Source organism: Microbacterium sp. 71-36, assembly GCF_001898305.1.
Lineage (GTDB): Bacteria > Actinomycetota > Actinomycetes > Actinomycetales > Microbacteriaceae > Microbacterium.
In genome coordinates this window covers 1593792-1608167 of the sequence record NZ_MKTP01000001.1, presented here as the reverse complement: position 1 = coordinate 1608167, position 14376 = coordinate 1593792, and the positions used below count along the sequence as shown (strand labels likewise).

17 protein-coding genes are annotated in these 14376 nt (G+C 72.1%); 7 read left to right on the top strand and 10 right to left on the bottom strand.

Annotation, left to right across the window (positions count from 1 at the left end):
• Positions 1–82: 82 nt before the first annotated feature.
• Entirely contained in the window at positions 83–676 is a 594-nt protein-coding gene (locus tag BGO45_RS07705; protein WP_292692354.1) for a TetR/AcrR family transcriptional regulator, read from the bottom strand.
• Positions 677–773: 97 nt separating this feature from the next.
• Here BGO45_RS07705 and BGO45_RS07700 point away from each other — a divergent pair, with 97 nt between their 5' ends.
• From BGO45_RS07700 to BGO45_RS07680, 5 genes are all read left to right on the top strand, one after another.
• Positions 774–3602 carry an AAA family ATPase gene (locus BGO45_RS07700; protein WP_292692352.1) on the top strand — a complete coding sequence of 943 codons (2829 nt, stop codon included), beginning with the start codon at positions 774–776 and terminating at the stop codon, positions 3600–3602.
• A 105-nt stretch (positions 3603–3707) separates the two neighbouring features.
• Positions 3708–4094 carry a nuclear transport factor 2 family protein gene (locus BGO45_RS07695; protein WP_139327501.1) on the top strand — a complete coding sequence of 129 codons (387 nt, stop codon included), beginning with the start codon at positions 3708–3710 and terminating at the stop codon, positions 4092–4094.
• Between the two features lie 142 nt (positions 4095–4236).
• Positions 4237–4437: a hypothetical protein gene (locus BGO45_RS07690; protein ID WP_292692351.1), complete on the top strand. Its 201-nt coding sequence runs from the start codon at positions 4237–4239 to the stop codon at positions 4435–4437.
• Positions 4434–5468 (top strand): Dyp-type peroxidase, encoded by a 1035-nt coding sequence (locus BGO45_RS07685; protein ID WP_292692349.1) that lies wholly within the window; start codon positions 4434–4436, stop codon positions 5466–5468. Before BGO45_RS07690 ends, BGO45_RS07685 begins: the two co-directional genes overlap by 4 nt.
• Entirely contained in the window at positions 5468–6283 is an 816-nt protein-coding gene (locus BGO45_RS07680) for a family 1 encapsulin nanocompartment shell protein (RefSeq protein ID WP_292692347.1), read from the top strand. Before BGO45_RS07685 ends, BGO45_RS07680 begins: the two co-directional genes overlap by 1 nt.
• 11 nt (positions 6284–6294) lie before the next feature.
• On the opposite strand, the gene BGO45_RS07675 is transcribed toward BGO45_RS07680, so the two are convergent.
• Positions 6295–7140 carry an alpha/beta hydrolase gene (locus BGO45_RS07675; protein ID WP_292692345.1) on the bottom strand — a complete coding sequence of 282 codons (846 nt, stop codon included), beginning with the start codon at positions 7138–7140 and terminating at the stop codon, positions 6295–6297.
• The gene (locus BGO45_RS07670; RefSeq protein WP_292692343.1) at positions 7137–8300 is read right to left on the bottom strand and encodes a helix-turn-helix domain-containing protein; all 1164 of its coding nucleotides are present in this window, start codon (positions 8298–8300) and stop codon (positions 7137–7139) included. The genes BGO45_RS07675 and BGO45_RS07670 overlap by 4 nt, the downstream gene beginning before the upstream one ends.
• A gap of 182 nt (positions 8301–8482) precedes the next feature.
• Here BGO45_RS07670 and BGO45_RS07665 point away from each other — a divergent pair, with 182 nt between their 5' ends.
• Positions 8483–9094, top strand: a complete 612-nt coding sequence (locus BGO45_RS07665; RefSeq protein WP_292692341.1) for an alpha/beta hydrolase — start codon at positions 8483–8485, stop codon at positions 9092–9094.
• Positions 9095–9113: 19 nt separating this feature from the next.
• On the opposite strand, the gene BGO45_RS07660 is transcribed toward BGO45_RS07665, so the two are convergent.
• The 6 genes from BGO45_RS07660 to BGO45_RS07635 all read right to left on the bottom strand — a co-directional run bounded on the left by BGO45_RS07660 (position 9114) and on the right by BGO45_RS07635 (position 12671).
• Complete coding sequence (locus BGO45_RS07660; RefSeq protein ID WP_292692339.1) at positions 9114–9494, bottom strand: CrcB family protein; 381 nt, start codon at positions 9492–9494, stop codon at positions 9114–9116.
• Positions 9491–9916, bottom strand: a complete 426-nt coding sequence (locus tag BGO45_RS07655; RefSeq protein ID WP_292692337.1) for a CrcB family protein — start codon at positions 9914–9916, stop codon at positions 9491–9493. Before BGO45_RS07655 ends, BGO45_RS07660 begins: the two co-directional genes overlap by 4 nt.
• A gap of 84 nt (positions 9917–10000) precedes the next feature.
• Positions 10001–10261 carry a DUF6510 family protein gene (locus BGO45_RS07650; protein WP_292692335.1) on the bottom strand — a complete coding sequence of 87 codons (261 nt, stop codon included), beginning with the start codon at positions 10259–10261 and terminating at the stop codon, positions 10001–10003.
• The gene (locus BGO45_RS07645) at positions 10261–11001 is read right to left on the bottom strand and encodes an FAD-binding oxidoreductase (RefSeq protein ID WP_292692333.1); all 741 of its coding nucleotides are present in this window, start codon (positions 10999–11001) and stop codon (positions 10261–10263) included. Before BGO45_RS07645 ends, BGO45_RS07650 begins: the two co-directional genes overlap by 1 nt.
• Positions 10998–11588 (bottom strand): molybdopterin-dependent oxidoreductase, encoded by a 591-nt coding sequence (locus BGO45_RS07640; RefSeq protein ID WP_292692331.1) that lies wholly within the window; start codon positions 11586–11588, stop codon positions 10998–11000. Before BGO45_RS07640 ends, BGO45_RS07645 begins: the two co-directional genes overlap by 4 nt.
• A 99-nt stretch (positions 11589–11687) precedes the next feature.
• Positions 11688–12671: a MauE/DoxX family redox-associated membrane protein gene (locus tag BGO45_RS07635; protein ID WP_292692329.1), complete on the bottom strand. Its 984-nt coding sequence runs from the start codon at positions 12669–12671 to the stop codon at positions 11688–11690.
• A gap of 170 nt (positions 12672–12841) precedes the next feature.
• On the opposite strand from BGO45_RS07635, the gene BGO45_RS07630 reads away from it, so the two are divergent.
• Positions 12842–13738, top strand: a complete 897-nt coding sequence (locus tag BGO45_RS07630; RefSeq protein WP_292692327.1) for a DUF808 domain-containing protein — start codon at positions 12842–12844, stop codon at positions 13736–13738.
• Positions 13739–13770: 32 nt separating this feature from the next.
• Here BGO45_RS07630 and BGO45_RS07625 read toward each other — a convergent pair whose 3' ends face one another.
• Complete coding sequence (locus tag BGO45_RS07625) at positions 13771–14331, bottom strand: flavin reductase family protein (RefSeq protein ID WP_076494862.1); 561 nt, start codon at positions 14329–14331, stop codon at positions 13771–13773.
• Between the last annotated feature and the right edge of the window lie 45 nt (positions 14332–14376).

Sequence of the window (14376 nt, the reverse complement as noted above, 5' to 3'; positions counted from 1 at the left end):
GGGTGAGGGCGATGGCATCACGTTAGGTGATGGAGCGGTCGCTCCACATCACCCGGGGCATCCCCCGACATCGCATGTCCGCTCAGGCGGCGCGGACTGCCTGTGCGATCATCGCCGCGCTGTCCTGGGCGGAACGCTCCAGCTCGTCACGCGAGCGCCCCAGGCGACTCACCAGGATCAACGACTGGGACACGGTCACGGCCTGTTCGGCGGCTCGGACCGTGTCGCTCCGCCCGCCGTCCGAGGGGGAGGCGGCTTCCAGAGCCTCCGCGACCGCGCTCACCATGCGTGCGAGCGTGTCGTCGGCGATCTCCGCGATCGGCGACTCGTGCCCGAGCTCGGCGATGGAGTTGATCAGAAGGCACCCGCGTCGCTGCGGATCGCCGGCGCAGTCGTCGACCACCGCGGCGAAGTACCGCGCGAGGACGTCGTCGGGGGATGCGGCCGGCGACGCGACCGCGCTCCGGACGAAGGCCACCCGCCGCTCGCAGTAGGCGCGGAACGCCGCCAGGAACAGCGCGCGTTTGCTGCCGAACGCGAGGTAGAGGCTGCCGTTGCCCACGCCGGTCGCTTCGGCGATGTCCTGCATCGACACGCCCGCGAAGCCGCGGGACCAGAACAGATCGATGGCGGCGTCGACGGCGGACGCCTTATCGAAGGTGCGACCACGCGGCATGACACGACCGTATCGGACGGGGTGGAGGTCGGGACGCGTGGGAGCGTTCTCGTGAAATTCCCCATATTGGATCGCTCACTCCAGTATGCTCCGTCGTGTGGCCCGCTCTTCCTCGCCCTCGGAGCCGGACCCGGCGCTCGCCCTGAGCCCCGGCGTCTCGCGCGGCACGCTTCCCGTGCGCGGACGCGACGACGTCCTCCTCGAGATCGATCGGGCGCTCGACGCCCCCGCCGTCAGCGTCGTCGTGCTCGTCGGAGGACCCGGCATCGGCAAGACCCGACTGCTGGAGGAGACGATCGCGGCCGCGCGTCGTCGCGGCTGGTGCCGCGTGATCGTCGCTCCGACGCCCGACTCGCGGACGACGCCACTGGGCGCCCTCACCGATGCCGCCCTGGCCGCTAGTCCGCCGCTGCTGGACGCCGCGGAGCTGGCGCCGGTGCTGCTCGGATCCCATCCCCAATACTGGATCACCCGGCTGCTGCACGACGGGATCGAACGTGCCGCCACCTCCCGCGGACTCCTGTTCGTCATCGACGACCTGCAGTGGCTGGATGCGGGTTCCGTGGGTGCCGTGGCGGCGCTCATGCGGACGACGGTCGGGATGCCGGTGACGTGGCTGATCGGCACGCGTCCCGGCGGGACGGATGCCGGTCAGGACCGCCTCCTCTCGTACGCCCGCGACGTCGGTGCGCTGATCGAACTCGAGCCGCTGACCGACGCGGCGGTGCGGGAGATCGGCGGCGACGTGCTCGGGATGCCCGCCGGCCCCGTCCTCGCCGACGCGCTCGGCGCCGCGGAGGGGAGTCCCCTGCTGGCGCTCGAGATGCTCTACGGGCTGTCGGACGAGAACCTCATCGATGTCACGGGCGGCACGGCCGAGATCGTCGACTCCCGCGTGCCCCGCGGGTTCGGCGCGTCCTCGCGTCGACGGCTCGCGGCGGTCTCCGCGGACGCCCGACGGGTGGCGCAGGCGGGCGCGCTGTTCGGGCGACGGTTCGGGCTGCCGGGAGTCGTCTCCGTGCTCGACCTGCCGCTGGCGTCGGCGTTGGCGTCGGTGGACGAGCTCCTCGCCGCCGACATCGTCGCCGACGACGGTACGGGTCTGGTGTTCCGTCACGACACGATCCGCGATGCCGCCCTCGAGAGTCTGTCTCCGTCTCTCCGTCGCGCGCTGGGCCGTGCCGTGCTGGAGAAGCGCCGCGCGGAGGGCGTGCCCGCCGCCGCGCTCGCGCCCGATCTCCTCCGCTTCGCCGAACGAGGTGACGACGAGTCGATCGCCCTGCTCCTGGATGCCGCCCGGGAACTCGCCGCGACCGATGCCCAGACCGCGGCCTCCCTGGTCGCCCGGGCCGCCGAGCTGGCGCCCGCCACCGAGCTCTATCGGGCCGAGATCGTGGAGCTGCTCCCGGTGCTGTGGGCGGGGGGCCGGGCGGATGAGGTGGCCGCGATCGGCGACCGGTTCTCCGCCTCTCTCGGCGGCGACGAACGGGCCCGCGTCGATCTCGTGATGGCCCGCCTGTTCACGGAGTCCTCGTTCGAACGGGCCCTGGAGATCTGCGACCGCGCCCTGGAGATCCCGGATGCCGCCCCGGCGACGCGCGTGCAACTGCTCGCCGTGCGGGCGCTGAACTGCGCCAACGCCGCAGATCCCGAAGGGCTGCGCGACTCGATCCGTCGGGGGCGCGCCGAGGCCGACGACCGGCGCGATCTCGTGGCTCTCGCGACGCTCGATGCGAGCGAGTCGGTGCTGACCTTCTACGAGTCGCGCTACGACGACGCTCTCCGGCTGCAGCGCGACGCCCTCCGACGGATCGCGGACTCCGGCACCCTCGCCTCGCTGTGGCTCCCGGAGGGTCTCTGGATGGCGTTCATGCGGAACTCGCTGGGTGAGTGCCGTGCGGCGCTGCGCGACGTCGACACCGGTCTGGCCGAAGCGCGTCGTGCGCACAACGTCATCGCCGAGGCCTTCTGGATGATGGTGCGCGCCCGCGTGCTCTACGACCTCGGCGCCCTCGAGGACGCCCGGACGCAGGCCGAGGCCGTCCTCGACCTGGCGTCGGAGCTGCAGCTCGGGGATTTCGCGAACGCGACGGCAGGCGTGGTCCTGTTCCGGATCTCCCTCCACACCGGCGACCGCGTCCTGCGCGACCAGACCCGCCCGCTCGTGACGGCTCTCGCCGAGGGCAGGGGCCTCACGCGCACGGGCCGGTGGAACCTCGCCGTGGAGGCCCTGGACGCGGGACGGTTCGACGACGCCCGGGCCCTCAGCTCGCTCGCGCTGGAGGGACTGGACCAGCCCGCGCCGGCGATGACCACCCCCGCCGACCTGCTCGACGACCTCCTCCTCGCCGAGGTGTGTCTGGGCGCCCGCGACACGGACGCGCTCGACCGGGTCCGCGTCACCGTCGCCGCGCGGGCCGACGCCAACCCGGACCGCCCCGCGGTGCAGGCCGTCGAGCTCGCGGTGCGCGGTCTCGCCGACCGTTCCGAGTCACTGCTGAGGGAGTCCGCGGTGCTGTGCCGTGCGGGCCAGCGACCGCTCGTCCTGGCGCGCGTCCTGGAGGTGCTCGCCTCCGTCCTCGTGGGCGACGAGGAAGCCGCGCGGACCCTCACCGAAGCGCTCGATGTCTACCAGGCCGTGGGGGCGACCCGCGACGCGAGCCGGGTGCTCCGCAGCCTTCGGGCGCGTGGCGTGCGCACGCGCCCGAAGGCTGCGTCCACGGCCGACCCGGCCGGCCTCGGCCTGTCGCAGCGCGAGCAGCAGGTGGCCGATGTGCTGCGGACCGGGGCGACGACGAAGGAGATCTCGGAAGCTCTCCTCCTCTCGCCCCACACCGTGGTCACCCACGTGCGTCACATCTTCGCCAAGCTCGGGGTCAACACCCGGAGCGAGGTCATCGAGATCCTGTCGTCCGCCCACGACTGAGCGCCGCGGATCCTGACGGATGTCGGATGCGCATTCGTCACCCGTCGGGTGCGGTCGGCGTGCCGGTCGGTCACCATCGTCGTCATCGACGATCTGGAGGATGCCATGACCGACTCACTGTCCCGTCTCGCGGGGCCCGCCATCGTGCACCTCGAGCACGAACTCATCGTCCGCGACTTCCTCGAGCTGCTCGACGAGCAGTGCTGGAGCGACCTCCGGCCGTTCCTGCATGACGAGGTCGTGTTCGTCACGGCCCCGGGACGCAGCATCGACGGGAGGGAGTGCGTGCTCCGGGCCGTGCGCGAGATCCGCCACGGCTTCGCCCGCTTCGGGGTCGAGCTCGAGGACCTCGGATTCGGACCCGCCACGGTCTTCGCCCACCTGACGCTGTCCCTGCGGCTGCCCACCGGCGAGGAGGCGCGGGTGCAGAGCTTCGCGAAGTTCCGGCTGCGCGACATGCAGATCGTGGAGTGGACGCAGTCCTATGCCTGATCGGCGCTCGCGGCGGCCGCGACCGTCGAAGGGTCTCTCGACGTCTGTCGGAGCGGCGATCATCCCCGCACGCCTAGCCTGCGGTCGCAGACGTTCGTGGCCGCGGCCGTCGCGACGGGTCGCGCCGGGGGAGAGGGGTTCCATGGGAGAGATCGAGTTCGACGGGTACCTCGCGGAGGCACGCCGGCACGTCAGCGCCGCCAACTACGACGTGCAACGGATGTCCGACGGCGCGGGGGATCGGCAGGCCCTCCACAGCATCGTGCTGGCCCTCGACGCGATCCTGGCCGCCCTCGAGCACGTGGACGCCGCGCGGTCGCGCGCGGGGGGAGAACGCCCGTGAGGGGCGGGCTGCCGGACGGCGTGCAGCGCTTCACCGCGCCGCTCACGGGGCACGCGATCTTCCTCGTCGTCACCGTGGAGGAGTCCGCGGTGGATGACGTCCGGGACGTGCTGCGCGACCTCGGCGGACTCGTCCAGACGGTGCGATTCCGTGACCCCTCCGACGGGCTGTCGTGCACGGTCGGTATCGGGGCACGTGTGTGGCCGACGCTCGTGGGTGGTCCGCTGCCGCGCGAACTGCACCCGTTCGCGCCGGTGGTCGGCGCCGTGCACACCGCGGTCGCCACGCCCGGCGATCTCCTCTTCCACATCCGCAGCGATCGCGCCGACCTGTGCTTCGAGTTCGAACGGCTCCTGGTCGCGGCGCTCGGGGACGGCATCCGGGTCGAGGACGAGACGTCCTGTTTCCGCTCGTTCGATCGGCGGGACCTGCTCGGCTTCGTCGACGGCACGGCGAATCCCGTCGGAGACGACGCCGACGACAGCGTGCTCGTGGGCGATGAAGATCCCGCCTTCGCCGGGGGCACCTATGTCGTGGTGCAGAAGTACCGGCATCCCCTCGATCGGTGGCAGGCGTTGCCCGCCGAGGTCCAGGAGCACATCATGGGCCGGACCAAAGCCGACAACGTCGAGCTCGACGACGCCACCTCGGGACAGAAGTCGCACAAGACGCTCGCGACGATCGTCGACGATGCGGGTGTCGAGCACGACATCGTGCGCGACAACATGCCGTTCGGCCGCCCCGGCCACGGCGAGTTCGGCACGTACTTCCTCGGCCAGGCGCGTTCGCTGTGGGTCATCGAGACGATGCTCCGGCGGATGTTCGTGGGGGATCCCCCCGGCATCCACGACCGCCTGCTCGACTTCTCCGTCGCGCTGACCGGCTCCACCTTCTTCGCCCCGTCGGCGGCACAGCTCGCCGTCCTCGGAGACGACCGCGATGCGCCCGTCCCCGCCGCGACGGTCGTCGCGGCTTCCTCCCCTTCGCTCGGTATCGGCGCGAACCGCGCCCCGCTTCCCCAGGAGAACTGATGGATCACCTCACTCGCCGTCTCGCCCCGATCACCGACGAGACCTGGAACGCGCTGGACGACGAGGCCCGGACGCGGCTGCAGCCCGTTCTCGGCGCGCGTCGCCTCGTCGACTTCGACGGGCCGCGGGGATGGGAGCACTCCTCGACGAACACCGGTCGCGTCCGCCCGGTCGGCGACGACGACGCCGGACTGCGCGCGCGGCAGCGCGTCGTGCTCGCGCTGACCGAGGTGCGCGCGGACTTCGTCCTCGCCCGGTCCGAGCTCGACGACACGGCGCGCGGCGCGGTCGACACCGACCTCTCCGCGCTCGACGAGGCGGCGCACCGGCTCGCCGTGCGGGAGAACACCGCGATCCTCGCCGGCTGGCCCGCCGTCGGCTTCGCGGGCATCGCACCGAGTTCGCCGCACGCCCCGATCGACGGGGCGGGGGATGCCGCGGGGCTGACGCGTCGCACGGCCGAGGCCGTCCGTCGACTCGGCGACGCGGGGATCGGCGGTCCGTACGGCATGGCCGTCGGATCGCGCGAGTGGGTGGAGATCCTCGGCGGGAACGACGCCGGCGGCCAGCCGCTCCGGCGGCACATCGAGCGGATCCTCGGCGGCGATGTCGTGTGGACACCCGGAATCGAGGGCGCGGTCGTGATCAGCCTGCGCGGGGGCGACTTCCTCCTCGAGGTCGGCCAGGATGTGGCGCTCGGGTACCTGGCGTCCGCGGAGGACCGGGTGCAGCTGTACCTCGAGGAGTCCTTCAGCTTCCGCATCGCGACTCCGGAGGCGGCGATCGCGCTCCTCCCGGGCGCGGACGACGACTGATCCGTCCGCGCTCAGCGGCGCAGGAACGCGTCGACCACGGTGTTGAAGCCGTCGGGGTCCTCGAGGAACGGGAAGTGCGAGTGCGCGGTGTTCCCGTCGAACACATGCAGTCGTGCCCCGGGGATGCGCTCGGCGATGTAGCGCTGCGACGTCGGTGTGACGTGGCTCCCCACGCAGCCGATCACGAGGGAAGGGAGGTCGATCCGGGGGAGGAGATCACGCCAGTCCTGCCCGGCGTGATCGACCAGGAGTGTCGAAGCCTGCTCCCGGGGTGCGGACCGCAGCTCCGCACAGACGAAGTCCCACAGCTGCGGATCGGGTTCCCGCCCGAACATGCTGCGGACGAAGTCCCGCGTGACCTTCCCGGTCGCGTCATCGCGGATGGCCCCCGCCAACGCGTACAGACCGGCCGGATCCAGGATCGCGCCGGTCTCCTCGCGCTCCCGCGCCGAGATCCACGGCGCGGCCACGACCGCGGCGGGTTGATCGACGAAGATCGCGCGCCCGAGGCCGTCGGTGCCGAACTGATCCATCAGCGACCACAGGACCGAAGCCCCCATCGACCAGCCCAGAACGTCGACCTCGGCGACGTCCAGTGCCGTGATGAAGCCGTGCACGTCGCGGGCCAGGCGCGCGACCCGGTACCCGTGCACCGGCTTCGCGGATTCGCCGTGTCCTCGGAGATCGAGCGTGATCACGCGGCGGCCGGACGCCATCGTGCGCTGGCCCTGGAACATCTCCCGCGTCTGGCCCCACCCGTGCAGGAGTACGAGCGGCACTCCGTCGCCCCCGGTGTCGTCGAAAGCGAGGGCGACGCCGTCGTCCGTGAGGTGGCGCAGGGCCGTCGTCGTCCTCATGCGTGCAGCCCCGCCGCGGCGCGGTGGTACTGGAACAGTTTCATGCTCATGTGCAGCGCACTGCGCCGCGGTCCGTCGTCGAGCGCCTCCTTGACGGTGTCGGGGAGGTTGTCGAGCCGGTAGTACAACGTCGTGCGGTGGATGTGCAGCTTCTCGCACGCCACCCGGACGTTCCCCCCGACGTCGAGATAGGTCTCCACGGTCTCTCTCTGGGTCGGATCCTCCGAGGTGCACAGCGCGTAGGCGGCGGGCGAGTACACGCGGACGGCTTCGGGATCCGCCGCGACGCTGTCGATGAGCGCCCAGAAACCGAGGTCCGCGATGTCGGCGATACCGGCCACCGACGGCACGCGCGACACGATGCGCGCCGCGATCACGGCGCGGTCGGCCGCCCCGACCAGGTCGCTCTCGGCTTCGTCCAACGTGGCGGTCCCGATCGGGGCCGGGGCGATCCCCGCCGCGGCGAGCTCGTGGGAGACGACCTGTGCGACCGCCTCCACGTCGGTCGTGCGAGCGGCGAGCAGCAGCGGGCCGCGGTGCACCCCGAGCGACAGCACGCGCGGCGCCCGGGTCGTGGCGAGGCGTCGGCCGAGGGTCAGCCGGTCCATCTCGCTGACCGAGCCGTCGATGCGCAACGCCAGGACCGTCGTGCCCGGACCCGGCGCGAACATGCGCCGGTCGACCGCCTCGCGGAACGCGCGGCGGGCCGTCGCGTCGTCGGAGGAGAGCAGCGCGTCGATCACGCCGCGCGCTTCGCCCCCGTCGCGGTCGGCCTCCTGCTCCAGGAGCACCCGGATGAGTTCGCACGCCGCGTCGATGGCCGCGTAATCGACGCTGCGGAGGACCGGTTTGTCGCCGGTGATGAGCCAGAGGAGCGCGATCGTCTGATCGCCGCTGCGGATCGGGATCGCCAGGCGTTCCTGACCGCCGAACGGCGCCATCGGAACGTTGGTGGGCTGCCGGATCTGCCGGATGTGGAGCCCTTCCAGGTACTCGCGCGCCTCGGGCGGGGTCGTGCGCTTGAGGAGGGCGCGGCGACGCATCTCGTCGACGTCGTCCTCCTGCTCGCTCGCCGCGATGGGCGTGTAGTCGAGGTCGTTCACGACCACGGAGCGCCCGAGCGTGCGGGCCAGCTCGTCCACGATCTCCTGCAGCTTCATGATCCGCGAGCGTAGGCGGGCTCGCCCGCCCCGGGGAGGGGTCGGGTTTTACCACCCTCGCTCCCGGGCGTGTCCGACGAATGATGTAAAGCCCTTCGACGTACGACGGGGAGCGGCGATCCCGGCGCTCTCTAACCTGTGACGACCCGGGCGGTGCCCCGCGCGTCCGGGAGGGAGAGGACATGATCGAGACGACACTGGACGATGGGTGGACCGTTCCTTCCTTCACGGTGGGCGAGGGCCCCCCGATCGTCCTGGTGCTGGGGTCCGTCGAGGCAGTCCGCAGTGCCGCGGCGGTCGCGGCCGACGCGGCCGCGGGGCACCGGGTCGTCGCGGTCGACGTGGCCGACCTGGCATCCGATCCCGCCGAGACGACGATCGCGACCGGGCGTCTTCTGGCTCTGCTGGCGTCCCTCGGAGTCCGGGATGCCACCCTGGTGGGCCACACCGTCGGGTGTGCCGTCGCCGCCCACGCCGCGCGCACCGCGCCGGCGGGTGTGATCTCCCGGCTCGCCCTGATCAGTTCGCCGGTCGTGCTGCCGGCCGCGTCGATCCCGTCCCCCGCCGCCGACTACGCCACCGACCTCGGTCACGTGACGGTGCCGACCCTCGTGCTCCACAGCGAGACCGACCCGGTGTCCCCGGTGAACGACACGGCCCTGGGCGCGGCGATCGCGTCGCCGAACGCGCAGCTGCGGGTCTACCCGGGGGTGCGTGAGGCGTTGAGCGCGGAGCAGCGCGACGCCGTGATCCGCGACCTGCTGGCTTTCGCGGACGCCGCCTCCCCGCTCTGAACCCTCGCGCTCCCGGCGGTCAGGATCCGGCCGCGATCCGACCCAGGGCGATTCCGGCCCCGCCGGCCAGCACGGCGGCGATCAGCATTCCGAGGGCGGATGCCACCGCGGCGGCGCGGCGCCCGCGGGTGATCAGCTCGGCGGTCTGGACACTCGCGGTGCTGAACGTGGTGTACCCCCCGAGCAGCCCCGCCCCCAGCACCGATGCGGCCGACACGGGAAGCGCGGGAGCGACGCCGGTCACCGCGCCGAGGACGAAAGCACCCGAGACGTTCACCACGAGCGTCCCCCACGGCAGCCCTGCTCCGACGTGGCGGGTCACCACGGCATCCAGCGCGTACCGCAGTACGGCGCCCGCGCCGCCGGCGAGGCACGCGAGGATCACCGTGACCGTGCTCACGTCCGCGCCCGCTTCCGCACGCGAACCGCCACGTGCTCGCCCACGAATGCGGCTCCCACTCCGAGGGCGACCGTGACGAGGGCCACCGCGGCGCCCGCGAGGGGATCACGGGCCAGGACCAATCCGTCGACGCCGACGACGAGCGTTCCGTAGGTGGTGTACCCGCCGAGCAGCCCCGTGCCCAGGAGCAGACGACGACGGGCTGAGCGCCCGTCGCCCGGGGGAGTGATCCCGTACAGTCCGCCCAGGAGAGCGGCGCCCGTGACATCGACCGCCACGGTCGTCACCAGCGAGGCGTCCGGGGCCACGATGAGCGCACCGAGCGCGAGACGGATCACCGTCCCGGCGACCCCGCCGAGGAAGACGAGGAGAGCGCGGGTCACCGGACCGTCGCCGCGGGGGTGTGCGTGGTCGATCGTCATGGGAGAACGATCCCCGTCCCCGCGCGCCGGGTACATCGTCAGACGACGCGAACATCCTCGACGCCTGTCCAACGGGCCGTGCTGCTACGCCCGCCGTACCTCGAGCGCGTCGATGCCCGGCATCCCGAACCAGGACCGTCCGCCGACCGCGTCCACCAGGGTCATCAGCACGGCGTCGCACGAGCGGCAGCGTGCCACGGTCCCCATCGCGGTGGCGTAGACGGCGACCCGCGCCACCGCCCCACCGTCGCCGCAGGATCGGCAGCGGATGAGCGAGTCGGTGGCATCCCATCCGAGGAGGTCGGTCAGCCGGCCGGCGAGTGCGTTGCCGTCGAGAACGTCCATCACGAGCCTCCGAATCGCTCGGTGCGGATGTCGCCGGGCCGGTGCCCGGCGGCGAGGAGCCAGCGCGACACGGCTTCGACGAACGGGGTCGGGCCGCACACGTAGACGCGCGGGGCGCGGGCGGCGGGGAGCACCGCGTCGCGCAGACGCTCGGCCGTCAGACGGCCGGGCGGGGTGGATGCCGCGGGAGGCGCGGCGCGCGTGTAGACGAGGTCGAGGTCGATCGCGCCCGACGCCGCGAGCGCCGCGAGCTCGTCCGCGAAGAAGAGGTCGCCCGGGGTCCGCACCGAGTACAGCAGACGGAACTCGCTCGGGTCTCCGGCGGCGGCGTGCGCCTGGGCCATCGCGTAGAGCGGAACGACTCCGGAGCCGCCGGCGATCAGTTGCACGGGCCGTGGCGACGCCTCGGTCGGCGGCGTCCACACGAAGAACGCCCCGAGCGGTCCGTGCACCTCGATCTCGTCGCCGACCCGCAGATCGTGCACGAGAAAAGGCGAGACCTCGCCGTCGGGGACTTCGTCCACCGCGAGCAGCACGCGCGTGCCGTCTCCGGACGAGGCGATCGAGTACGACCGCGACGCCTGATATCCGTCCGGTGCCGTGAGACGCAGATCGAGGTGCGCCCCCGCGTCGTTCCCCGGCCAGGTCGGGACGTCGAGTGCGATGCGCTGCGCCGTGGGGGTCTCGGCGCGGATGTCCGCGACCGTCGCGGTGTGCCAGGCGGTCGGGCGGCGCGTCACCAGTACCGTTCCTCCTGCCACGGGTCGCCGTGCAGGTGATACCCGTTCTGCTCCCAGAACCCCGGGTCGTCATCGGGCATGGTGACGAGGCCGCGGACCCACTTGGCGCTCTTCCAGAAGTACAGGTGCGGCACGAGCAGCCGGGCGGGGCCACCGTGCTCGGGGGTCAGGGGTTCGCCGTCGGCCTCGAAGGCGATCCAGCTCTTCCCGTCGAGGAGGTCCTCCAGCGGCACGTTCGTCGTGTATCCGCCGTAGGAGTGCGCCATCACGTAGTCGTGGGCGGTCTCGACCTCGTCGAAGATGCGGTCCAGCGACACCCCGCGCCACGGCATGTCGAGTTTGGTCCAGTGCGTGACGCAGTGGATGTCGACGGTGATGTCCTCCATCCCGAGCGCCTGCAGCTCGGCGGTGTTCCACCGGTGGTCGCCGTTCTCGGTGCGCACGACGAACTCCCATTCGTCGGCGTCGATCTCGGGCGTCGGACCGGCCGACAGCACGGGCCAATCGCCCACCAGGGTCTGGCCCGGGGGAAGACGCGGGTCGCGTTCGGAACGGCGTCCGGAGAATCCTCGAGTGATGAACGACATGGATGCCTCTTTCCTCCCCGGCGTGGGCGAGTTTCACCCTAGCCAGGTCGCTGACCGCGCGACAGGGACGATTGTCGGATCCCGGGGCGTCGCGACCCGTCAGTTCGTCGAAGACGTCCCGTCGGCGTGCGGACCGCCGGTGTCCGCGGCAGCCGCGCGCACCGTGCCGACCAGCGCGGCGGTCTCGTCGCCCCCGACCGCGATCGGCTGCAGGATCTCGCCGGTGGTGGTCAGCAGAACCCCCACCGGGCGGGTGCCCGTGATGCCGAGCGCCCTGGCGAACTCCCCGGACGGATCGACGTGCAGGCCCTCGTCGGCCGTGCTCAGGGGCATGTCGTCGCCGACCGGCACGATGAGTCGGACGTCCACCAAGGTCTCGAGCGGGGCGCGGTCCCATCGCATCCGGTCGATGAGGTTCTCGCACGACGAGCATCCCCGTCGGACGAAGAGCAGCAGTTGCGCGCGCCCGCGCAGGGCGCGCTGACGGGGGACGACGACCGATCCGTCCGGGGTGAGGAGGGCGGCGTCGGGCACCGCGGCCGCGGGGGACGCCGAGCGTCCGCCTGCGGGTCGGAGCGTCGCCGCGATGACGGCGACGGCTGCGACGCCGAGCAGCAGGACGCCGCCGAGCAGAGGGGACAGGGCGAGTCGGGCGGCGACCGCCGGCGCAAGCGGTGCGCTGAGGGAGCCGACCACCGCGAGTCCGGCGAGGACGGCGATCGCCGTGTTGCGCGCCGTCAGGGCAGGACCCACGGGAGTGGATGCCAGTCGTCCGAAGCATCCGCAGTCCTCGGTCGACGCGCGCGTCTGCGCCCGCACGCCGACGGCGAGGAAGACGATCGACAGCGCGAGGGCGGCACCGCTCGCGGTGGCGGAGACCACTCCGCTCCCGAGGAGGAGTCCGACGGCGAGGACGAGTTCGACGACCGCGACCGCACCGACGACGGTCCGCGGAGGGAGACCCGACAGGCGCAGCGCGCGCAGTGTCGCGGGCGCGGCGTCGAGGTCGAGGAGCTTGCCCACGCCGCTGACGGCGAACACGGCAGCGAGGGCGAGGACGGGGAGGCTGAACGGCCCGAGCATCGCCCCAGGGTCTCACCCTCGGGGCGAGCGGTGCGGCCGGCGGTCTCGGGCGTCCGACGGGTGAAGTCGGCCGGCGCGCCCGCCGTTCGCGGGGGCCGATAGTGTCGCTGTGACGACTCCGTCACTGCGCGCGGCTCCCGCGGCAGCCGCTCATCCAGGGAGAATCGCCCATGTCCGTCGGTCTGCTCGCCGTGGTGGATGACATCCTCAGCGCCGCACTCAAAGCCAGCGCGAAGACCGCGGGCGTCGTGATCGACGACGCGGCCGTGACGCCGCAGTACGTGCAGGGCATCACGCCCGCCCGTGAGCTGCCGGTGGTCTGGAAGATCGCCCTCGGCAGCATCATCAACAAGTACGTCATCATCATCCCGATCGCGCTGCTGCTGACGGCGTTCGCGCCGGGGGTGCTGCCGTTCCTGCTGATCCTCGGAGGCGGGTTCCTGTGCTTCGAGGGTGCGGAGAAGGTGCTGGAGTGGTTCGGCGTCGGTCACGGTCACGGTGACGACGACGGGCCTCGCGACGAGCGCAAGCTGGTGCTCGGAGCCGTGCGCACCGACCTCATCCTCAGCACCGAGATCATGCTCATCGCGCTCGCGAGCCTGGATCCCGGCTTCGGCATCTGGATGACGCTCGGCGCGCTGCTGGTCATCGGACTCGCCATGACGGTCGTGGTCTACGGCGCCGTCGCACTCCTGGTGAAGATCGACGACATCGGACTGCGGTTCATGAAGAGTCCCGCGCGCGGGGTCCGTCGCTTCGGCGCCCGGGTGGTGGCATCCATGCCCGCCGTCTTCCGCGTGATCAGCGTGATCGGGACGATCGCGATGCTCTGGGTCGGCGGTCACCTGGTGGTGCAGAACCTCGGCGAGACCCTCTGGGCGGGCCCGTCCGATCTGCTCCACGCCGTCGAGCACGCGATCGAGGCCACGGGCCCGGTCGTCGTGTGGATCGTGGACACCGCGATCTCGGCGGTGTTCGGCCTGATCCTGGGCCTCGTCATCGTCGCCGTCGTCACCGGCATCCGTCGGGTGTTCCACCGCGGCGAGCCGGCCGACGCCGCGCACTGAACCCCGCCGGCGGGGCCGCCCGAGGCCCGGCGTCAGTCGAGGCGCGAGTGCTCGCCCAGACGGTGCCACGTGCGGTTGTGGTAGACCAGCGCGGCGCCGGGCTCGCCCGGCTCGAGGTCGCGCTCGACGTCGACCTGCAGGGCCTGGGCGGCGATGACGGTCGAGCCGCCGGCATCCATCCGACTGACCACGGCGCACCGCAGCCATGCCCGGACGCCGTGGTACACCGGCTCGCCCGTGGGAAGGCGTGACCAGGTCGAGGTGTCGGCGAAGCGGTCGAGTCCGCTCGTGGCGCCGGCGCGGGCCAGGACGATGTCCTCGGCGTCGAGCAGGTGCACGACGATCGTGGACGCGGCCACGATCGTGGGGGTCGCCGACGACAGGCTCGAGACCGAGAAGATCAGCAGCGGCGGCTCGGCCGAGACCGACGACACGGATGAGGCGGTGAGGGCGACCGGTCCGTGCTCGCCGTACGCGGTGATGACGGCGATGCCGCCCGGGTGGCCGCGGAACGCGCGCTTGAAGTCGTCCGCCGTGACGGACGTGCCGATGGTCGGCGTGCTCTCGGATCGCTCCTGCGGCAGGGAAGTCATACCTCGACGGTAACCCTCGGCGCGCGGCCCGGCGCCGGACGCCGA